We start from the raw sequence: 23,254 nt of genomic DNA, 5'->3' as shown, positions 1-23,254 counted from the left end.
TTTTAATTATTTAATAATAGGTTCATTATAAATTGATATCCAAAATTTTAAAATCTAACGATACAATCTTATTAGGTTTTTAATTTTCTCTTTCTTTGTTTGCCCAAAGAAAAGAAACAAAAGAAAAGGCATTTTTCCAGAGGTGTTTTTAGCTGAAAAAGCTAAAACCGTAATTATTTTTCTAAATTTCCTCCAAGGTTTCAAAAATTTTTAACGAAAAATAATTTCTACACTTCGGAAAAAAGAGAGCTTCAAACTCTATTCTTTAATAGAATCATTGTTAGCTATAGTAATGATGACTTTTTTACCATTTGAAAACGTTTCTATATCTTTAATTTCAAGTAACTTTTCAAGTAGTACTTCATTGGTAATCCATGTATTATTCACTAGAATTTCAACTTTAAAAATTGTTCCATTACTATCTAAATACACTCTGATTCCATCATATTTTGCTAAATACTTTTCAATGATTTGTGTGTAATTTAGCCTAAACCATGCTTTTGCTGCTGCATTTTCAAGAATCGTCGGCATTGCTTTCTTTTTTCTTTTTATGATCGTTTTTCCTTTGATGGAAGCTGCTGCTCCAACCGCGCTATTGTTTACATTTTTTGGCATTGGCAATGGTTGTTTTACCGTTTTTCGACTTCCGTTTGCATTCACAACTTCATTGTCAACAGCTACAAAAGAAGTGTATTGTGTAACTAAGTTGTATTTTATACCTAAGTCGATCACTTCTTGTTTACTATTGTTTCCAAAACGTTTTCTGTAATCATCCAAACGTTCTATTTTTTTACGCGCCCACAAGTAACGCAACGCTTCGTTATCTTTACTCAACATACCATCAGCCACATTAAATTCCTTTCTAAAAATTCCGTTTCCTTGTTGTCCTGTAATGATGAGTTTCCCGTTTAAATCACCTTTGTATTTTCCGAAAAGTAAAATTGGTCGTGATGCAAATACATCTGGAATACTGCTTGGCGTTACATCATACGCTTCAAAACCTTCCGCTTTGATACGAATTTGAGTCAATAATGGTGATTTTATGTAGTTTCTAAACTTTTCAGCAAGTTCATGTGCTTTGTTCATTTCTGTAACTACAAACGATTCGCTATTACTTACTTTTGCCATTCCTTCTAGTAAATATCTGTTCACACTAGAACCAATTCCGAAAGTAAATACATTGGCTTGTCCTAAGTTTTTCTCAATCGTTTCAAACGCTTCACGTTCTATACTAACATAACCATCGGTAATTACTACCATTGATCGTGCGCTCGTTTTGTCCATTCGTGGTAATGCATATGCTGTTTTAAGCGCATTTAATAAACGTGTTCCGCCACCACCACGAACATTAGTTAAGAAATTGACTCCTTTTTGAATGTTTTCTTTGGTACATGCCATTGGTTCAGGTGATAAAACTCTTGATCCGCCAGCAAACAGAAGTATATTGTAATGATCTGTTTCTGGTAAATTCACTAATAAATTACGTAATAGTTTTTTAGAAACTTCCATCGGATATCCATTCATAGAACCTGAAACATCTACTACAAAAAGATATTCTTTCGCTGTAGGTTTTGTTTCTACAGAAGCTTTTGGCGGTTCCATTGTATAAGCAAAAAACTTTTCATCATTGTGTTCGTATAATAATAATCCAGTTTGAATTTCATTTCCACGCATTCCATATGTTAAAATGAAATCACGATTAGATGGATTTTTGTTTTCGTTTGTCAACGAGATTTCTGCAATACGCGTATTTGGATATTTCACCTTAATTTTGTGTGTGTTTGAAGAAACATCTGCAATTGGAATCCCTGAGTTTATTTGCGCTGTTAAGTCAAACTGAAACGTATCCTTTACACCGCTTTTTGTATATGGCTGATTGAATGTTTTTTCACCCGAAGTCATTTCACCTGTAAATCGCGGACCAACAACACCTGGGAATACAAATTCGTATGTTCCGGCAACAGGAACCAACATTTCTGTATAATATATATCAATAGTTATAACATCGTTTTGTACAATGTTTCCAACATTCATTTGAAACACATTTGGTCTATGTTGATCAAGTTTTGCTGCTCTTTTCCCTTCTTTTAATGCTTTATCATATACGCGCTGCGCTTCTTTCTTTTCAAAGATTTTAGCATTAATCGTTCGATCACCAATCGTCATTTGCATTTTGTGTACAGCCGCTTGTGTAGACAATGGAAATACATACTTTGCTTCTATCGGGATGCTTCCTGTGTTTTGATACGTTTGTGAAATATGCACATGTGCAATGTTTCCTGTAATCTTCACATCTGCTTTTGTAGATTTTAAAGGAATTACTGCGTTTGGTGTGAGTACTTCTAAGTATGGGCTTTCCGTTTTTTGGGCGAATCCGAAGCTGGAAATGAATGCGATAATGATGATAAAGATATGTTTCATAGTATTGGATTTTTGATAGTTTTTGTTCTTGATGATTCAAATATCCTATGAAACTGTGGCAGAATGTGTGTCGTTTTAGTATTCGTTAAGTATAGTTTAGTATTCGTTTAAAATCTACATATTCTTAAAAAGAAAACTAATATTTTATATATGTATGATTGAAAAAACCAAAGCGAACTTTCGTTCGCTTTTGTACTGTACTAAAAGTATTTTTTATTAGTTATTCCACGCAAGTTGCTGAATTAACCGTTGTACTTACTGGTTCGCATCTAGCCCAACCTGTTTTACAAGTTACAGCTTCAGAGCAACCATCAGTCACATAACAATATCGTATGGTATCACAATTTATATCTAATGTCGTATTACAGACTCCGGCAGTTGCGCCTCCTTTAGCTTTAAGGGACTGAAGATTTGAAATAAAATTTTTGTTTAATGCTAACTTTGATTTGATGTTTCTTTTTTTCATGGAAAATAAATTAAATGTTCGTATTTATCAATGAATAAGGCTATCTTATTTTACCCTATTTATAAACGAAAATATTTTTTTATACTATATGAAAAAACAGCGAATTAGAAGATGGTTGCTATCAATTAGATATTGGTAGGAATGAATTAGATCATGGAAAAAGAATTTAATTTTTAGCGAACTCTATTTCACGCAAATGAACATATTTTAATAAATATCTGTTATAAGTGTGTTTTGCAGACCTATGTCAAAAAGGAAGTAAGATTGTTCCGAAAATTTTCACCAATTGGAATTTCAATTTCTCCAATTTCAAGATCATTTTTTGTGTAAGCTGTAATTTTATCCTTATTAATAATATATGAACGATGAGTTCTTATAAAGCGTTTATCTAACTTTTCCTTAAAAGCTGATATACTCGATTTAGTAACGTGGCTTTTTTTCTCTAAATGTATTTTTACATAATCTTTTAAACTTTCTATATATAAAATAGCATCTAAGTGTACTTTTACCTGTTTTCTATCTTCTCTTACATAAACAAAAGCATTTTTGTTTTCAGGAGTAACAATATCAATTGGATCAGAAATACTTGCTCTTTGCAAAGTTCTAAATTTTTCTATAGCATTAAAAAAGCGCTGAAAGGTTATAGGTTTTAAAATATAATCTACTGCATTCAATTCAAATCCTTCAACAGCATAATCTCTATAGGCAGTTGTAAAAATAACTTTGGGTTTATGAATTAGGTTTTTAAAAAAATCAGTGCCTTTTAAAACTGGCATTTCTATATCTAAAAACAGTAAATCTATTGTTTCTTCTTGGAGTATTTTACTAGCTTCAATGGCACTACCACAGGAAGCGATCAATTCAAAATCGTCCAATTGAGACAAATGTGTTTTTATAAGTCCTCTTGCCAACTTTTCATCATCAACTATTAAACATTTGTATTTCATTTTACAGGCAATTTTAAACGCACATTAAAGCTATTGGTTTCTTCTTTTATATCTAAAGAATAACTTTCTAAATATACTAATTTCAGTTGTTTTTTTACGTTGGTTAATCCAATGGTTTCTTTTGTGGCTGGTGCTATATTTTTAGCTATAGAGTTTGTGATATCAAACTGAATAAACTTCCCTTCTACTGAGATCTTTATATCTATGTATGCTTTTTTTAGTTCTTGTGAAACACCATGCTTAAAAGCATTCTCTATAAAGGTTAAAAGAATTAATGGCGCAATTCTAACGTCAGTTGTCACATTTTTATTAAAATTAATAACTACACGTTCATCATATCGAACTTTTTCCAAAGCAAGATAATTTTCTATGAGTTCAATTTCCTTATGTAAGGGTACATATTTTTCATTACAACCATATAACATATAATCTAACATCTCAGAAAGTTTTGCAATTACCTCAGGTGCTTCATCAGATTTATCTATAGATAAGGCATATAAATTATTTAGGGTATTAAACAAAAAGTGAGGATTTAATTGATGTTTTAATGCTGATAATTCTGTGGACTTTTTTTGCTCATTAAGTTGTAAATAGACCTGCTTTTCTTTGTGAAATTTAGCTATTACTAATAGTATGGTAGGCGTTAGCAATATTGTAGACTTTCCTAAAAAAACACGAAGACTTAATAGTTTCTTCCAAAATATTTTATTGGAATCATATGCAGAATTATCTGGTGACTCAAAATATTTAGGAATATGATAATATTCGTGAAGCCCTACAAATAAGACAAATACAACAGCTAATAACAACAGTAAACTTATTGCCAATTGAATGTTCTTTTTCGGTGTTAAAAAGCGTGGGATTAAAAAATATAAACAAGTGTACCCCACAATAGCTTGACATAAAACATAAATAGCATAATGTTCTATAACTTCTTGATAACCGCTATAATAACTCATATTCACAGTACCAACGAAATAAGCATAAATTCCTAGCCAAAACAAAATATGTTTGACCTTTGGAATACTAAAAAATGTTGCTAATTTTTTCAAACTACTCATATGCGCACTAAAATACAATTTTAATGAGGATGTAAATTAAAAGTAGCTCAAAACTGGTTTTTTGTAGCTAAAAGAAGAAATACAATAGACAAAACTTTATTTCTTGTAAATACAACTTTCCAAACGTAAAAATAACCTATTAGTCTACTTTCTAAAATAACAATGCATGCTTAAGATAGTTTTGCTTAGTGTTTTTAAAATATCAACACTTTGGTAAACTTTTTAATTTAAGTAAATGAAGAGAATTGTAATTCTTATACTATCAGTTTTTGTGATGCTTCATGTTCAGGCTCAATCTGGATTAGAGTCAAGTAAAATAGTTTTTAGTAACAGTAGTATTCAATTAGATGGAGAACTAAATGAATCTATATGGAATGATCTTATTCCTGAAGGTGGATTCCTTAATTATATACCAAACAATGGAGATTTGGCTTCCAATAAAACAGAAGTAAAAATGTTTCATAACGGAAAAAGTCTGTACATAAGTGCTGTGTATTATGATACAACTCCTAAGGTACAAATTGGATCTTTAAAACGAGATGATATCGGGACTTCTGGAGCCGATAGTGATTCATTTGCCATAATTTTGGACACTTATAATCAACAACAATCAGGATATTTCTTTATTGTTAATATGGGTGGTGCGTTAATAGATGCATTGGTTTCTAGAAGTGGAGATGGCTTCGATGTAAGCACTAGTTGGAATACTGTGTGGAATGCTAAAACTTCTACAAAAGGGAATTTAAAAATATTCGAAATAGAAATTCCCTTAAAGGCACTAGGCTATAAAGCAGATACATCTGAATGGGGAATTATGTTTCACACAAGAAATATTAAATTGAATGAGTGGACAACTAGCACGCCAATAGATCGTAATTACTCGCAATTCGATTTACGATTTACTAAAACTTTTAAGATGGAAAACCTTTCGGAGAACAAATCATCTCGATTTGCTGTAACACCATCTGTCACACTAAATCATACAGAAGATGTTGCTAATAATAGTAAGGATACTACAGTAAAACCTAGTGTAGATGTTCAATACAATGTAAGCTCTTCCTTAAAATTAGATGCTACAATTAATCCCGATTTTTCACAGATAGATGTTGATAGACAAGTAACTAATTTAAGTCGATTTTCGGTATTTTTTCCAGAGCGACGTAATTTCTTTTTAGAGAATAGCGATCTTTTTACAAATCTTGGAGTTGTTGGCGTAAATCCGTTTTATTCTAGACGTATCGGTGCAGACAGCGACATATTATTCGGATTAAAACTATCTGGAAATATTGCCGAGAAAACACGTTTGGGCGTACTAAATGTAGCTACAAAAGCCAAAGATGATAATCCCGCACAAAATTACGGAGCGTTGGTAGTACAACAACAATTGTCCAAATCTTTTACAGCGACAGGATTCTTTATTAATAGACAGGAAACAGATGGTTTCTCTTTTTTAGATGATTATAATAGAGTAGCTGGACTTAACGTAAATTATCAATCCAAAAATAACAAATGGACTGGGCTTGCAAATTTTGCAAACAGTGCTACTAGTAATATTTCAGTTGATACTAACTTTTACAACTTAGGAGTTTGGTACAATACTATAAATACTGCTGGATATGTTGGTATTAGAAAAGTAGAAAAAAATTATATTACAGATGTTGGCTTTGTACCGCGCTTATATAATTATGATGCTATTTCAGAAAATGTTATCAGAGAAGGCTATACACAAGCTAGAGGTCGTATTAGTTTGACTAAATTCTATAAGGATTCAAAAATTATTGACAATCATCGTTATTTGAATTTGTGGAATAACACTTATTGGGACGATCAAGGTAATGTAACGCAATCAACAGTAGTATTAAACAATGATTTAGTATTTAAAAATCAGTCATTTTTGTATGGTGGAATGCGATACGAGTATGTAAACCTAAAGTATGCCTTTGATCCGTTGAATAATGGAAATGCAATTGTAGCTGACAAATACAGATATGTAGATCTTGGTTTTGGGTATTCTTCAGCCGATAATAAGAAGTTTCAATATGGCGGTAATGCAAGTTATGGTAGTTATTATAGCGGGCATAAAAATCGAGTTAGTATGAATGCTCAATATAGATTAATGCCGTTAGCGCGTTTACAAATTCGATACGAACGAAATCATATAGATTTAAAAGAATTGGGAAGTGAAACGTTTCATTTAGCACGCTTTACAAGTGAAATTTTCTTTTCTAATCGATTAAGTTGGACAACTTATATACAATACAATACTCAGTTTGATAATTTCAATATCAATAGTCGTTTACAATGGGAATACAAACCATTGTCATATATCTATTTGGTAATTTCAGATAATTATAATCAGGATATTATTCGTAAAAATTGGGGTATAGCTTTTAAAATGAATTATCGATTTGATTTTTAATCATGCAACTCTAGAGAAGGACAAATTTTATATTTTGTTTTGTGTAGTTTTCTCGCATTGATTTCATTTTTTCAATTTAGCAACTTCTATTGAAATGAATTTCGGAAGATAGCTTGGAACACAATTTTTTGCTACTATTTCATCTTTATAAAGCCCCGTTTTTTCTCCTATTAAAATGCATCTATCACGATACTTCTCTTCCCATTTTCCTATTTGTCCTGCCGTAAAGTTCATTGCCCATTGAACTTCTGGCTTTTCTTTCATTAGGTTTTTCTCTAGTAAACTTAATAAACTTTCAGTATTAGAATGATTTGTATTTCCCATCCATCTTAATCTTGCTTGATAATACCAAAATACTCTTCGTTGTAATTTAGATGAACTTTTCTCCCAAGATTCCATTAAAGATATTATCTTTTTGTCTTTGGCTAATTGATTAGCCATTAACCAATCTATTAATTGATTTCTCTCATCAAACTCGTGTTTCTGAATGTCTTTATCAAGTTGGTCAATCATCTCTTGATTTAGAAGCTTTTTGTCTAGTATTAGAATTGCCAACTGACGAGGTAAAAATTCGTTCGTTGACCAAAGTTCCATAGCCAAAGTGTGATCTTTTTTTATTTCTTTTGCAATTTTCCTCAAGTCTCCCAATTTCGTAGTTTCCTTGTCGATTTCGGAATATATTTTTTGTGCTTTTGACGATAATTTCATTTCGTTCTTGATTGTTTTTATAAATTACACACAACATATGTATAGCAAGAATTCTTGTTATTTCTAGTATAATTTAATCTATTTTATTTCTATAAAACCTGTCATAGTTAAAACTACAATAATCTTATCCAAAGACAAAATCATTTTATAAGGTTTTTAATTCCTATTCAAATCGAAAAAGGTAACACATTACTTATTTTCAACTCAAGTAGAAACACCTGTTTTTGATTGATTTACAACTGATTACACACCATTTCCTATAAAGAATTCTTTTTTTCTTTTATATTTAACTAACGGAAATAATTGATAATCATTTTAAACCAGCCATATGAAACCTACCTTCTCTCTTCTACAGAAAATACTATTTTGTTTAGTATTTATAAGTACTATAACATCTTGTAAAAAAAACGTTGATCCAACAATATCATTTAATACCGAATATGGTATTACTGGTGATTCTATTACTATTATTGATGATGACAATGCAATAATAAATGTTGCTTTGAGTGATCTTGATAAGTATTCACATTATACGTATACATTGCGTAATGCGAATGGAAAAGTGCATACAAACGACACGCTTGAACTTTCTAAAGAGTTTTCCATTGACTTAAAAAATACTGCGAAGCTCAAAAAATATACAAACCAAGATTTAGATGTTGATGTCACGTTGATTGGTGATGGAGTCAGTAAAAAAATCAGACATGATATACAGTACCTATTTGATGCTACAGCTCCAATCCCGTATGTAGTCATTACAACCAAAGATGGAGTGATGCCAGTAGATAGAACACGAATAGATGGAGAGTTTAAGTTTTACGATGTTAGAGAAGATGGTTTATACAGTCTGTCTGGTCCATATCAAGCAAGCTCAGGAACCATTCATGCAAGAGGTCAAGGAAGTTTGGGTTTTCCTAAGAAAAGTTTTTCATTAAATTTTGGAAAAGAGAATCCACTATCCATCATGGGAATGCCTGAAAGTCATAAATGGGTTATGATTGCCAATTGGGTTGACACTTCGCAATTATGCAATAAAGTATCATATGATACCTATGCGGACATGGGACATTATGGACCGCAAAGCAGACATGTACAAGTATTTTTGAATAATCAATATTGGGGATTATATACATTTGGGGAAAAGATACAACAAGGAAAAAATCATGTGAATACTGCGAAGAAAAGTGATGGTGGATTTATTGTGAAAGAAGTAGACAATTCACCTGACTTTACAACGGTTTCTGGAAGAACATTTCAGTATGAATATCCTGATAGTGAAGATGCTACTAACGAACAAAAAACACATATTCAAGAAACTATTAATTCGTACGAAAATGAAGTGATTAATGGAATGGACTGGGAAAAAAGTGTCGCTGAAAAAGCTGAGATTGATTATTTTATTATAACCGATGTTTTTGCCAATCCTGATAGTTATTACAATGGAAAAAATGTGTTCTATTTCCTCAATCTTGATAACGAATTAGAACCTGTTATTTGGGACTATATATGGTCGTTTGGAACGCCATATTATACGTGTTATGGAAATAATCCTTGGTGTTATATTTATTCTCCTATTGGTGCAAACTATTGTACGCCATCACCAAGATGCACATGGAATACAAGCTATATTAACCCAGCGAGCGAACTTATGTATGGAAACCCTAAGTATGTAAATGAGCTTGGTTATAATCGCTTTTTACTGATGGAGGATTATATGAAGACAGCTCAAAATGTGAATATGTTTAAGGATCGATATTTCGATTGGAGAAATGGTACAAACGGGAAAAAACCTGTATTGTCTGATACTCATATTTTAGGAAGAACTCAGAAGTTGATTGAAATTTTACGTTCTGGTGAAATTTATAAAAAAGATAGTATTCGCTGGTCGGTTGATCCTGATTTTAATAGGAAACGTTTTTCTCCAGAAGATATTCGCAATAAAATAAAAGAGCGTTTGGAGTTTATGGATTCGGTTGTTAAGAATTTAAAAGTCGTAAAATAACGAACTATCTATTCATATTAGATGCTTGAACATTGTAATTTCTTTTTTAATGGTTTTTAAATCGTGTAAGAAGCAGTATTTTTATACTATTATATTTTACACTTATATCATCTATTATGTCTATACAATACAAATCTGCTTCAGCATCTAGAGTTGTTATTTCTGAATTAATGCTGCCATCGCATTCTAATTTTAGTGGAAAAATTCATGGAGGTTATATTCTTTCTTTGTTAGATCAGATTGCTTTTGCTTGCGCTTCTAAACATTCGCGAGCGTATTGTGTGACAGCTTCTGTAGATACTGTTGATTTTTTGAACCCGATTGATGTTGGCGAATTAGTCACGATGCGCGCTTCTATTAATTATGTTGGAAAAACTTCAATGGTTGTGGGAATTCGTGTAGAAGCAGAAAATATTCAAACCGGTGAAGTGAAACATTGTAATTCTTCATATTTTACAATGGTGGCACGCGATAATGAAGGAAAAGGTATTGAGGTTGACGGTCTTATTTTAGAGAATACAATAGAGATTAAGCGCTTTTTGAAGGCTTTGAAACGAATTGAAATGAAACGTAAACGTCGTGAAGAGTTTGACCGAGAAGATTTTGTTCCTGCTGATTATTTGTCAGATTTGAAAAACTATAAAGTCAAAGTTACGTGTACGGATACACTTTAGTGTTTGTTGTTCATATGGTCTGGTTATGATGATTAGACCAAGAAATTTATTGCTATTCACGTTTATTTATTCAACCTTTTATTTAAAATGCTATTGAACATGCATTCTCACATCAAAAAGAAGATAATAGAGTTGGATTGCCTTGTAAAATCAACCACCAAAAAAAGAATGTTCATAAAAATTCACTCGTAACTACCATTAAACCGTATCTAAAGATTTATAGAACGGGAAAAAATTCCTATTGCTACTCGTAAAAAGGACAACTTATTACATGTCTTTTCTCCTAGAATAAATCATAATATCCTGTCTGCTTTTTACGCTTATTAACGCAAATACTACGCTTATATCTTCAATCCATCTATAAATAGATTCTCTATTTTTTATACACTTCATACGCTATACTTTTATCAAAGATTAATCTCACTAATTAATAGTATCAAAGATAAAAGCATGATCAGCGTCAAACAATTTGGAGATGATGCATATTTCACAAACATCAATAAAAATAGAGCAATTTCACATTTATATAAACACAAAAATCAAACATTATGAAAAAACAGAATTTAAAGTCATTAAAATTAAACAAAAAATCTATCTCCAATATTCAATCTGAGAGAAATACTGGAGGTCATAATCCTAATACTTGGACTTCATATTGGGCTTACTGCGAAACTAATAATCCAGTACAATGCAGATCAATGAGACATACTGGTTGTTTTTGTGATGCAAATAGCTAACAAGCATTGAATCTTTAATCATAGTCGAAAGTAGTTTTGACCATGATTCTTAAAATATATAGTAACATTAAATAGTATAATTATGAAAAAAATAATGTACGGAATTATATTCCTTTCGCTTATAACAATTGGATTTGTGTCATGTGATAAAGATAGTATAGAATCAATTGAAGATGAAAAAACAGCAATAGTTAATAAAAAACTAGAAGGCATTTATTCCAATGGGGAACTTCTTGTTTTTGAGACTTATAAAGACTTTGAAACAGTGGTTCAAATGCCAACGCCTGAAATAGAAGCAGAATTTATGAGCAAGGTTTCAACGATGGATCACACTTCATATGGAAAAGCAAAAGCATTAGCAAAAAACAAGGTTGATTTGGTAAAGGACGCGTATTTAGCACAAATTCTAAACAAAGACTTAGCTGTTCAAATTGGGGATTGGATTTATAGAGTAAATAAACCAACGGAAAAAGTGTATGCGCTTTCTGTTAAAAACGCTTCTGATTATAATGATTTGATCGCTGAAAATATTAAGAATCCAAATATATTACAATTTAGTACAGAAGAAAATGTAATTGAATTACTTGAAACGAAATTAGATTTTGGAGAAAAAGCACTTCGTAAAGATTGTCAAAGTTCCAAACAAGAGAGTACTGGTTGGAAAGAATATGCTGATTGGGTAGATGAAAATGGAATATATGGTCATGCTGGACGCAGATATAAATTTAATAGTAAGATGAAAGTTCGTTATGATAATTGGGGAATTTACCGAAAACTATTTGCTGAATTTGAGCATAAAGAATCGTTCTGGGGAACATGGGATGAAACTCATTTTTCTATGCAAGTATATGGTAGTTATAAAGTTAGAAATGGTAGTACTGGTAATTATAGTCTTTTCCCAACATATCAAATTTATGGAACATGGCGTATGAATAGCACCAGTGACGATTTTTACGACTTTTTAGATGACAAAAAAGAACTCCAAATTTACCGAGGGACAAAATGTCTTAGTGAGTTTGAATTGAGAGGTTGGGCAATTTTTAGAAATAAAGAAACTCGAAATCCAAGATTAGCTCCAAATGACGGATCAGGAGTTTACATCTTAGGAAATTAATACATAGAAATAATATTTCCGTAGTTATTGATTTGAAAAAGTTATACTCAATAATTTCGAAATTAAACTGACATATTATTTTTATAAAAGCACTATAACTGCAACTTCAAATGTTCAATTATAGTGCTTTTAATATAATGCCTTGTTTGTGAAATATAAATTTGTTGATTCATTTTTCAAAAATGTTTTTTATCCTTTAAAAAAGACAATAGTAGATAACAGAGCTTTAGGACAAACTCTTGCATGTAAACTTTTAAGCTAAAAAAGAATTATTTCTTTACGAAACGTTTTGTAATTGATTTTTTATCTGTAATAACTTTTACAAGATAAATCCCTGATTTCCATGAAGTGATATCGATAGCATTGTGCATTGCTGTCAGTTTCCCTGTATAAATTTTTCTACCTAACAAATTATATACTTCCACAGCAGCATTTTTCTTTTGTGCAAGTCTAATGTTTAATTCGTTGATTCCAGGATTTGGTAAAATATTGAAAACTGTTTCAGTTGTAGAAGCAAAAGCGGTATTACTGCTATTGTTTTGAGCAAACATTGCAGTACCGAAAGAAAATAATAAAATTGTTAAAAGTATTCTTAGCTTCACTCTTGTATCAATTTGGGTGATTTATTACAAAAGTAATAATTATTTACAAATATTACCTCTTTTTAACACTCTGATAAACAATTTTATTTTTTTTATCAGTAGAACTACCTGTTTCTATTTTCGCGTGTAAGTCATCTAATATACAATTACAGAAAATGTTTACTTTGTTTAAAACACATACTTAGTAATTCAAGAAAAAGAAAACATTTTATGAACCCATCAAAAGAACTCTTAAAACAAATTTATAGCTTATCTTTCTCAGTAAATTCAGCTTCCGGTTTATCTTGGAAGCAAACCGATTGCAAAAGCGGAATGATTGAAATGCAATCATATGTAAAAAAAGTAGCTGCTGCTGTCATGTCTGATACAGTTTCAATTATTGGTAATTGGAAAGCAATTTGGGGACCAATTGTATATGCAAACGATCCAACATCAAATTCTGTACATGCAGATAACACCATGGGAATGTATTATAATTCCGATGAAAATGTAGTAGTTATTGCCATTGCTGGAACGAATGTAAATTCACCATTTGGTTGGTTAACAGAGGACTTTTCAGTACATACGACTAAATCTTGGGAAACTGTAACTGGCATTCCAAGTTCTGGAAATATTTCAAATGGAACATATATTGGTTTATCTATTTTACAGAATATGAAAAATAGTAAAGAAGAAACCGTAATTACTGCTTTGAAAAACTTTTTAGGTGAAAATTCTACGTTAACAGGAATGCAAGTAGCTGTTGCTGGACATAGTCTGGGCGGCGCTTTGTCTCCTACACTAGCTTTATACCTTTCAGATACTAAGTCAGAATGGGATCCAAATAACATGACGTCTATTGGTGCTTTTCCAACCGCTGGACCAACACCTGGCGATGAAGCTTTTGCTTCATACTACGAAAAGCAAATTGCGGCTAATAAGATTTATTATTTAAGTCAACACAATGCAATTGATGTAGTTCCACATGCTTGGCAAAAAGACGATTTGGAAAAAATACCAACAATTTATGATGAGTATATTAAACAACCAACTGAAGCAAATCCTTCAGAAACGCTTACTGGAACATTAGCAAGCGCTGCTGCATTGAACGCATTGGCAACAAAAAACATTATTGGAGTTCCAGTAAATCGATATCAGCAAATAAGTCCTTCTACAACTTTGAATGGTACTTTTGATACTTCTATTGACGATCAGATTTCTAAAAAATTAAAATACATAGGATTAGTACTTCCTAGTGCTTTAGGAAAGTATGCAGCTTATTTACGCAACTTGGTGCGTTTTGCTGCACAAGCTGCTATTCAACATACGAGCGAATATCATACCTTATTAGATATTGTTCCTTTTATGACTGCTTACCAAAAAATACTTGCTGCAAATAAGCCCGCAGATCAAGTTGTATTGGAAAATTATGAGTATGCTGTAAAGGAGATTGCAAAAGTTGATTTACGAAAAATTGACGAAGCTGCATTAGCGATTGCGAAAGATAATAGTTAGCAACCAAAGATAATTCAACCAACTATACTACCATTTATTATTAACAAAATGTTTCCAAAGAATCACCTGATTTGATGGAAACATTTTTAGTTTGAATTTGAAATTACATAGAGTGTAATACTTTTATTGCTCAATTCTTCCGTGTGATTTTAAAACTTTTAGTGTCCATAACGTTTGTATTCCTGCCCATTCTAGTTTTGTTCCTTCACTAATTCCATACCAAGTATCCCATCGACCATCATTTTTTTGCTTACTGATTAATCCTTCTATATCTGAATCAATCGCTTCTTTGGAAAAGATGGAATTCAACACGTGATCAGGATATGGAACATAGATCAAACTGTGTGGTTTTTCGTAAAGTCCCCAACCATCATCAGATATGTCTTTGCAAAGTACTCCGTCAACAACGATCCATTTTTTTAAATCGTTGATTGCTTTGTCTGCTTTTTTCCTGTTTTTAGTATATTCCAAAAATTGTAATCGTCTTGGTACACATAAATGGCAAAAAACATGTTTCTCTTGTATTCGTTCTATTTCTTCCCAAACAAATTGTTCAGCCTTCTTCATCCAGGGAATGTCTATTTTATGTTTTTCAAGTATTCCTAATAATGATGAAGTTGTACTTAGCGCTGCCCATTCTTTTACTGTTTTAAAATGTTCACCACATGGATATTCACTTTTTGGTCTAAACATCCACGGTATTCCACCTTTTTCAGTTGTTATACTTTCAAAGTATGGCATAAAATCTTTTAGGATTAATTCTGCGTTTAAATAGTTAACCTCATCTAAAGTTTCAAGCGCCATTATACTAAATAGTGGTTGACTTTCAGGCGATGCTGTATCTGGTTCCATTCCATAACCAAAACCTCCGTCATTGTTTCGATACGCATACACTGAGTGAAAAACTCCTTCTGCCGAACCGTCGTTAAAGTAGAAGTCAAATAGTCTTCGTTCAATCATTCTTGCATTTACTAGAATAAAATCTCTGGCTTTGTCAAAATTTTGCTTCGTTAGTTTCATCATCCTTCTGTTTTTATTCTGGCTTTCTTTTTTGTTGTTCATTAAGATTCCATACAGAATCAAATTTGTTTTTAAAAAACTTAGCAATTGGTTCTAGTTAAATTTCAGTTCTTCTTTATCAATATTCTCAGGATCGAAAACTCGCTAGACATTAAAAAAATACTATTGTTTTCTATAAAAAATGTTTCCCAAAGCCAATTGAATCGAATGTAAAAGCCGTATTATTTTCTGTTTTATCCAGCTTATTGTTAATTGTCAACGCCCACAATACCAATTCCATACAAAAAGCTTGATCTTCTTTACTATAATCGGAAGCATATTCTTCAATGACAGCTACTAAAGGTGTTACAGCATTAATATTCGTATAAAATTCATTATCTGTAGCAGTATAGTTCAATTCCAAAAGATTGTCTTCAAACCAATCAATTATATCTGTGTATGTTGTTTTTACGCCTTCTTTTTCTAGCTTAGGAACACGTGGAAATATATTTTCAAATTGTGTCATCACCGCATCATCAATCAATATTTTTGCAACTTCATCAGCGCCTTCTTGTTCTCCTTCGTATACGAGTTCAATTTTTCCAGTAATGGATGGAATGATAGACATGAAATCCACTAAACGAATTGTTGTTTTCTCGTCTCCAGTTTCAATCAATCGTAATTTTGCAGCTGCCATCAAGTTTTCCATCGCACTAATTGTTAAACGTGCGCTCACACCACTTTTTGCATCTACATATTCACTAGTACGTGCTGCAAAAGCTACTTCTTCTAAAAGATCTTTTGCCATGTTAGGAACTTGTATTGCCGATTTATCTTCTGATGAAATCCTAGCTTCTTGATCTGTAATTTTACGCGCAAGCGTGATTGATTTTGGATAGTGTGTAAAAATCTGTGATCCGATTCTATCTTTTAAAGGCGTCACAATACTTCCTCTATTCGTATAATCTTCTGGATTTGCCGTAAATACAAATTGAATATCGAGCGGCATTCTTAACTGAAAACCTCTAATTTGGACATCGCCTTCTTGCAGTATGTTAAATAAAGATACTTGAATACGCGCCTGTAAATCGGGAAGTTCGTTTAGAACAAATATTGAACGATTTGCACGCGGAATCATTCCATAATGTAATACACGTTCATCCGAATACGGTAATTTTAAAGTTGCTGCTTTTATAGGATCTATATCACCTATTAAATCAGAAACATTAACATCTGGCGTTGCCAATTTTTCAAAGAAACGATTCGATCGATGTACCCAAGAAATTGGAGTTTCATCACCATGTTCTGCAAGTATATCTCTTGCATATTTAGAAATGGGCTCGAATGGATTATCGTTTATTTCAGATCCTTTTACAATTGGCATATATTCATCAAGCAGATCTACCATACTTCTTGCTATTTTGGTTTTAGCCTGTCCTCGCAAACCAAGTAGGTTGATATGATGTCCAGCTAATATCGCTTTTTTTAGCTGTGGAATTACAGTGTCTTCATAGCCCCAAAGTCCTTCAAATACGGACTCATTTGCTTTGATACGTGTTATTAAGTTTGCTTGAATTTCTTCGTTTATTGTTTTATTTGTATATCCAGAATTTTTTAATTCTTTGAATGTGATTTCTTTTTGCATGTTTTTATATTCTTCTTTTTCTATTGACATTTTTAAAATGGAAATAATCTAAACATTTTATATTTCAATTTTAGTTTTTTATTTTCGTTTTCTTTGCTTCCCCAAAGAAAAGAAACAAAAGAAAGGGGATTTTTCCAGAGGTATTTCTAGTTTTTTCGGAAAAAGGAATGTTACGTTTATATTCTTCTTTTTCTATTTTTTTCGTAATCTTCAAAAATCATTTGTCCTAACCCTGATAAACCAGTTAGAAAAGCTTTCCCTCTATTTTGTGCTGTAAAAAGCTCTACAAAGTGTCGCAGATATGGATCTTTAGCAATCATGAAGGTTGTGATTGGAATTTTCAATTTTCTCGCTTGAGCAGCTTTATTTAGACATTTTGAAACAATCATTTCGTCTAAACCATTACTGTTTTTGTAAAATTCTCCTGATGGCAACTGAACACAACTTGGCTTTCCATCGGTAATCATAAAAATCTGTTTGTTTGTATTTCGCTTTCTACGTAGAATATCCATTGCCAATTCCAATCCGGCAACGGTATTTGTATGATATGGTCCAACTTTTAAGTATGGTAAATCTTTTATTTTTATTGGCCACGCTTCGTTTCCAAAGACAATTATATCTATAGAATCTTTTGGGTATTTTCTGTGAATTAACTCTACCAAAGCCATTGCTACTTTCTTTGCTGGTGTAATCCGATCTTCTCCATACAATATCATGGAATGACTAATGTCAATCATTAACACCGTACTCATTTGTGATTTGTGTTTCGTTTCTTCAACAATTAGATCATTTTCGGTAATGCGTAAATCGCCAATTCCGTTATTGACTTGTGCATTTTTCAGGCTTTCTGTCATGTTAATCATTGCCAAATCATCACCAAATTGAAACGCACGATTTTCGCCATTGCGCTCATCACCTACTCCTAATTTTGTAGTTTTATGACTTCCTAAGCCACTTCTTTTTAGTTTCCCAAATATTTGATCTAATGCAGACGCACGCAAAGCAGATTCTAATTTTGCTGTCAATATATTTTTACCGTTTCCACTTCCATTTCCAGTGTTCCCTTTTTCAGGATCAATTTCTTCTTTGATATATCCACGTTTTTTTAGATCGTCTTTAAAGTCTTGCAATGTATATTCATCTGTAAAGATTTCATATTCTTTGTCGAGTGTATCGAGCCAATCGAATGCTTCTTCTATATCGCCTGATGTATGTGTTAGAACATCTTTAAAAATTTCAAATACACGATCAAAATGCGATATTTCCTTTGGAATGTGTTTACTGATGGTAAACCCTTTTTCGTAATTAAACTTCATATCTTTCATCTTCTTACGCTATTTCTTGTTCAATTTATCTGAATTACAATTGTGAAGATTTGTATCAGATTATTCTTTTTTATAAAAATACGAGAAAGATTGCAGATAGGCAATTTGTGAGGAAGTCCTTTATTATTTACCAAGGTAATCCATTCAGCTTGACTAGCTTTGGGTACATCCTTTGATTTTTTGTCAAAAACATTGCATTGGCATTCCATAGTTTTTGTCCACTAGATTGATCGAAATACATTGGACAATCAATTTTATACCAATTTAATCTTTCATAAAATGGTATCAACTCATCAGCACATAAAAGAACTCCTAACTCAGATTTTAAATCATCAAAAATTAGATTTTCTGTTTCTTTTAATATTTTTGAGGCATATCCTTTTCCTCTAAATTCTTTTGGGGTAATAACATTATTTATCCCAGCGATTTTTACTTCATTATTGTCTATAAATATTTTTCGTTCAATAATGTTGTAAAAAGAAGCTATTTCGTTGCCTTGATAGTAAATGATGGTCCAATCTGGTTTAGCCCATTCAGTTTCGTTTACAATTGGGATATGCCCAAATTCATCTTCAATAAATTTTTCAAGCTTACTTTTAGCTTCTATATCAAGTTCTGAATATTTTGTGATTTTCAACATTTTTAATTCAGTTTTACTTTAATGCATCACAACATCTCAGTTGTGGTTAACAAGAATATTTTTTCCTATTCTAATTCTTTTTTCAATTCTTTTCTATATCCGTAAAAATCAACCCTAATAGTATGCCTCGGAGTATCTACATATTCTGATTTGAGTTTTTTAATTTCTTTATCTATCTGTTTATCTAAATTTTCTGGTAATTTATACTCTCCTAGTATTTTTTTAACTATTAATTTTGATTGCAAATCTGATAAAGGCCAAATACATCCATTTGGCTGAATTAACCCTGTAAAGAAAAGATTGTCATGTATAGGATGGAATATTTTTTTATATAATCTTACATCTCCATTTTCAAAATCTATGAAAGATTTTTTAAAGAATGGATGAACAATTTTATAACCAGTACACGCAATAATCACATCAAAATCTTCACTAGTACCATCATCAAAAAAAACAGTTTTATTATCAAAGTATTTTACATCTACTTTTGGTTTAATTTTTCCATGTTTGATAAAATATAGTAATTCAGAATTTATAATAGGATATGATTCAAATAATTCATGGTCTGGCTTTTGAAAACCATAATCTTTATATGTCCCAACAGATAATTTGAGTAATAATTTAAATATTTTACGTTTAATGAATTTTGGTATAAAAACAACTCCATCATTTAATTGGTCTACAGGTTTTCCCATAAGAATTTTGGGTATAAAGTGGTAGCCTCTTCTCATGCTTAATACTGTCTTTTTTGATACTCTGGATGTTTCAACAGCAATATCACAGGCAGAGTTTCCTCCTCCGATGATTAGAATTTTTTTATTTTCAAATCCAGCATTATTTTTATAATCATGTGAGTGGATATATCTTCCTTTAAAATTTCCTTTATAAGTAGGGAATCTTGGAGACCAATGATGACCATTAGCAACAATTAAGTTTTCAAAAAGCTCAATCTCGCCATTTTTTAATTTAACTTCCCAAATGGAATCATCATTCAAGGTAGCATATTCAACAGAAGTATTGAATTGAATGTAATCTACTATTTTAAAATACTTTGCATAATCATTAAAATATTCATACATATTTTCTTGCGACGGATAATCGGGGAAATCATCAGGCATTGGAAAATCTTCAAACTTGGCTATGGGTTTAGAACTTAATATGTGTGTTGTTTCAAATACGCTCGAATGTTCATTGGTTTCAGAATAAACCCAATTACCTCCTATGAAATTTGATTTTTCATAAACAATAAAATCAGTAATCCCTGCTTGTAAAATATTTTTTGCAGCAGTAATTCCTGAAGGACCAGCACCTATTATACATATTTTTCTCATAAAAAGAATTTCAAGTTTAATGGTTCAAATAAAGTTTTGCTTCTAACTTAACTCTAATTGCTTTAAAGGCTTCAATTGTTCTCTCTACATCAGCAATTGTGTGTGATGCTGTCGGAATTAAGCGCAAAAGTAAAAGTCCTTTTGGAATAACTGGATATATAACAATAGAACAGAATATTTTGTGATTTTCTCGTAAATCATATACTAAAGCCATTGCTTCTGGTACACTAACCTTTAAAAAAACCGGTGTAATACATGAGTTCGTTTTACCTAAATCAAAACCTTCATTTCTTAATTCCTTTTGTAATTTATTTGTTATTTGCCATAATTTATTTTTAAACTCTGGATTTTCTTTAATCATTTTCAATCTACGCAAACCTGATTTTACCATTACCAACGGTAAAGATTTTGCATACATTTGAGAGCGAGTATTGTATTTTAAGTAGTCGATTAAAAATTTATCACCAGCCATAAAAGCACCTATTCCAGCTAAAGCTTTCGTGAAAGTAGCAAAATATAAATCTATTCCTTCTTGACAACCTTGTTCAAATCCAGCTCCATTTCCATTATCGCCTAAAGTTCCAAAACCATGAGCGTCATCAATTAAAAATTTAAAATCATATTTCTTTTTAAGAGCTACAATTTCTTTTAATATTCCTTGTTGACCTCTCATACCAAAAACTCCTTCAGAAATAACTAGAATACCACCTCCACTTTTTTCTACAATTTTTGTCGCCCGTTTTAAATTCATTTCTAAGCTTTCAATATCATTATTCTTAAAAGCAAACCTTTTCCCCATATGTAACCTTACTCCATCAACAATACAAGCATGAGAATCTCTATCATATACAATTACATCATTTTTATTGACTATTGCATCAATAACAGAAAGAATTCCTTGGTAACCAAAATTGAGTAATAATGCTTTTTCCTTACCAACAAATTTAGCCAACTCGTTTTCGAATTCCACATGATAATTTGTTTCTCCAGTCATCATTCTCCCGCCCATTGGATAAGCAATTCCGTATTCTTTTATGGCATTTGTATCAAATTGTAATACTTCTTCATTATTTGCCAAACCAAGATAATCGTTCACGCTCCACATTACTACTTCACTTCCATTGAACTCCATTATATTTGAAATTTTTCCTTTCAATTCTGGAAAAACAAAATATCCTTCTGCTTTGTTTGCCCATTTCCCCAATGGTCCTTTATTTTCTCGTATTTTTTGAAATAAATCGCTCATATATTTTTTATGAATAAAGTTAAATGTTAATTATTTTTGTGATTTCTTTTCCAGTAGAGGGACAATAATATACCAGATATTACATTCCAGACAGCCCAAAAACCAACACAAAGTGCCATTCCACCTAATCCATTAAAAAAAGCAAAAACTAAAAGCAGTGCTAGACCTACATTAGGAATAGCTAACTCAAAAGCCAATGTTTTTTGATTGGGTAAGGATAGTTTCATAAGTTTTCCAAAGTAAAAACCAGATACCATACCAGTAAGGTTATGTAGAATTACAATTAGGATAACATATTGTATATAGTTAATGAAAACGTCAAAGTTATTTTTAACAATGACAATTATAAAACCAATGAAAATAAGGAGGGAAATTGGTTTAAGGATTTTAGATATCTTATTTGCTAATGACTTCCAATAGTGATTAATGAACATACCAATGATTAATGGTACTCCTAACGTTAAAATGACAAGCTGCACTAATTTATAGTGGTCTAATTCTATTTCTTTAAGGATGTCACTAGTTGGTTCATATAAATTTCCCAAAAAACTTAAACAAAATGGTGTAAAAAGTCCGGCAAATAAAGTCATGAAAGCTGTTAAACTTATCGAAAATGCCGAATTACCGCCTGATAATTGAGTTAAAAATATTGAGACATTCCCGCCAGGACACGAAGCAATTAGTATCATGCCTAATGCTACACTTGAAGGAGGTTTGATTATAATTATTAATAGAAATGTTATCAAAGGAAAAATCAAAAGTTGTGCAAATAACCCCGATAACAATATTTTTGGTTTGTTTAATAAGTTCTTAAAATCTTCTTTTGTAATACTTAATGCAACTCCAAACATGACTAAAGCAATTACAATATTAAATATCCAAGTATCATTAGCGTCAAAAGAAACAATTACTTCATCTAAATTTTTCAAGTTTTGCATCATAATTTTAAAGATTAAATAAACAGTTTCACAATAATTAATTTTACATAACGTATGTAAGCCCATACAAATTATTTAAAATTTGCACAGTTTTTCAATCACTAATTATTTATAAGTAAATGTTTCCCCTATTACTTGCGATGATCTTTTGTATAAAACGTAGTGTATAAATAAACACTAAATTTTCAGATGATACACAAGTCTATTTTTCTATTTTGTTTTTAATTTTTAGATTCTAAAAGTCAAACGAACGATGTGTCAGTATTGGTAAATAGCACTGCACTTTTGTTATGTTTTTTCTTTTTTAATGAAATCATAATATTCTACAAATTCTTTCATTTTTGGAGGAAATCGGAAAGTTTTTAGGTTCGCAATTTTGATTATTTCATCAACAAGCTTTTTGCTTTTTCTGATAATCAAAAAGTGCTTCTTATTTAATGTGTTTTATATTTTTTTAATCATTTTCATATGATACACAATGTACG

Annotated in this window: 18 protein-coding genes; 5 read left to right on the top strand and 13 right to left on the bottom strand. The window is 31.2% G+C overall.

The genetic code is table 11. The features are described 5' to 3' along the window. Positions 1–258: 258 nt before the first annotated feature. From ACUUYC_RS16010 to ACUUYC_RS15995, 4 genes are all read right to left on the bottom strand, one after another. Complete coding sequence (locus tag ACUUYC_RS16010; protein ID WP_474267488.1) at positions 259–2,421, bottom strand: VIT and vWA domain-containing protein; 2,163 nt, start codon at positions 2,419–2,421, stop codon at positions 259–261. 220 nt (positions 2,422–2,641) lie between these two features. Then, entirely contained in the window at positions 2,642–2,887 is a 246-nt protein-coding gene (locus tag ACUUYC_RS16005) for a hypothetical protein (protein ID WP_474267485.1), read from the bottom strand. 242 nt (positions 2,888–3,129) lie between these two features. Then, on the bottom strand, positions 3,130–3,834 hold the full coding sequence (locus ACUUYC_RS16000; RefSeq protein WP_474267482.1) for a LytR/AlgR family response regulator transcription factor: 705 nt from the start codon (positions 3,832–3,834) through the stop codon (positions 3,130–3,132). Continuing rightward, positions 3,831–4,886: a sensor histidine kinase gene (locus tag ACUUYC_RS15995; protein ID WP_474267479.1), complete on the bottom strand. Its 1,056-nt coding sequence runs from the start codon at positions 4,884–4,886 to the stop codon at positions 3,831–3,833. Before ACUUYC_RS15995 ends, ACUUYC_RS16000 begins: the two co-directional genes overlap by 4 nt. A 244-nt stretch (positions 4,887–5,130) precedes the next feature. On the opposite strand from ACUUYC_RS15995, the gene ACUUYC_RS15990 reads away from it, so the two are divergent. Next, entirely contained in the window at positions 5,131–7,314 is a 2,184-nt protein-coding gene (locus ACUUYC_RS15990; RefSeq protein ID WP_474267477.1) for a DUF5916 domain-containing protein, read from the top strand. Positions 7,315–7,377: 63 nt separating this feature from the next. Here ACUUYC_RS15990 and ACUUYC_RS15985 read toward each other — a convergent pair whose 3' ends face one another. Continuing rightward, a complete protein-coding gene (locus ACUUYC_RS15985) occupies positions 7,378–8,022 on the bottom strand; it encodes a DNA alkylation repair protein (RefSeq protein WP_474267475.1) in 645 nt (214 codons plus the stop codon). Positions 8,023–8,350: 328 nt separating this feature from the next. Here ACUUYC_RS15985 and ACUUYC_RS15980 point away from each other — a divergent pair, with 328 nt between their 5' ends. From ACUUYC_RS15980 to ACUUYC_RS15970, 3 genes are all read left to right on the top strand, one after another. Beyond that, complete coding sequence (locus ACUUYC_RS15980; protein WP_474267473.1) at positions 8,351–10,024, top strand: CotH kinase family protein; 1,674 nt, start codon at positions 8,351–8,353, stop codon at positions 10,022–10,024. Between the two features lie 116 nt (positions 10,025–10,140). Beyond that, positions 10,141–10,698 (top strand): acyl-CoA thioesterase, encoded by a 558-nt coding sequence (locus ACUUYC_RS15975; protein WP_474267470.1) that lies wholly within the window; start codon positions 10,141–10,143, stop codon positions 10,696–10,698. An 819-nt stretch (positions 10,699–11,517) separates the two neighbouring features. Then, on the top strand, positions 11,518–12,549 hold the full coding sequence (locus tag ACUUYC_RS15970) for a hypothetical protein (protein WP_474267468.1): 1,032 nt from the start codon (positions 11,518–11,520) through the stop codon (positions 12,547–12,549). 269 nt (positions 12,550–12,818) lie between these two features. On the opposite strand, the gene ACUUYC_RS15965 is transcribed toward ACUUYC_RS15970, so the two are convergent. Beyond that, positions 12,819–13,151: a T9SS type A sorting domain-containing protein gene (locus tag ACUUYC_RS15965; RefSeq protein ID WP_474267466.1), complete on the bottom strand. Its 333-nt coding sequence runs from the start codon at positions 13,149–13,151 to the stop codon at positions 12,819–12,821. 210 nt (positions 13,152–13,361) lie between these two features. On the opposite strand from ACUUYC_RS15965, the gene ACUUYC_RS15960 reads away from it, so the two are divergent. Further along, positions 13,362–14,645 (top strand): lipase family protein, encoded by a 1,284-nt coding sequence (locus ACUUYC_RS15960; protein ID WP_474267463.1) that lies wholly within the window; start codon positions 13,362–13,364, stop codon positions 14,643–14,645. A gap of 123 nt (positions 14,646–14,768) precedes the next feature. On the opposite strand, the gene ACUUYC_RS15955 is transcribed toward ACUUYC_RS15960, so the two are convergent. From ACUUYC_RS15955 to ACUUYC_RS15925, 7 genes are all read right to left on the bottom strand, one after another. Then, positions 14,769–15,668 (bottom strand): hypothetical protein, encoded by a 900-nt coding sequence (locus ACUUYC_RS15955; protein WP_474267461.1) that lies wholly within the window; start codon positions 15,666–15,668, stop codon positions 14,769–14,771. Positions 15,669–15,837: 169 nt separating this feature from the next. Continuing rightward, entirely contained in the window at positions 15,838–17,319 is a 1,482-nt protein-coding gene (locus tag ACUUYC_RS15950; protein WP_474267459.1) for a sigma 54-interacting transcriptional regulator, read from the bottom strand. A gap of 146 nt (positions 17,320–17,465) precedes the next feature. Beyond that, complete coding sequence (locus ACUUYC_RS15945; protein ID WP_474267457.1) at positions 17,466–18,614, bottom strand: vWA domain-containing protein; 1,149 nt, start codon at positions 18,612–18,614, stop codon at positions 17,466–17,468. Between the two features lie 127 nt (positions 18,615–18,741). Next, on the bottom strand, positions 18,742–19,254 hold the full coding sequence (locus ACUUYC_RS15940; protein WP_474267455.1) for a GNAT family N-acetyltransferase: 513 nt from the start codon (positions 19,252–19,254) through the stop codon (positions 18,742–18,744). Between the two features lie 65 nt (positions 19,255–19,319). Then, complete coding sequence (locus tag ACUUYC_RS15935; RefSeq protein WP_474267452.1) at positions 19,320–20,585, bottom strand: flavin-containing monooxygenase; 1,266 nt, start codon at positions 20,583–20,585, stop codon at positions 19,320–19,322. Positions 20,586–20,601: 16 nt separating this feature from the next. After that, complete coding sequence (locus ACUUYC_RS15930; RefSeq protein ID WP_474267450.1) at positions 20,602–21,831, bottom strand: aminotransferase class I/II-fold pyridoxal phosphate-dependent enzyme; 1,230 nt, start codon at positions 21,829–21,831, stop codon at positions 20,602–20,604. Between the two features lie 26 nt (positions 21,832–21,857). Further along, positions 21,858–22,772, bottom strand: coding sequence for a bile acid:sodium symporter family protein (locus ACUUYC_RS15925; RefSeq protein ID WP_474267448.1), 915 nt, complete (start codon positions 22,770–22,772; stop codon positions 21,858–21,860). Positions 22,773–23,254 lie beyond the last annotated feature (482 nt).

This window comes from Kordia sp. E (genome assembly GCF_056033805.1).
This window is presented reverse-complemented; position numbering and strand designations above follow the sequence as displayed.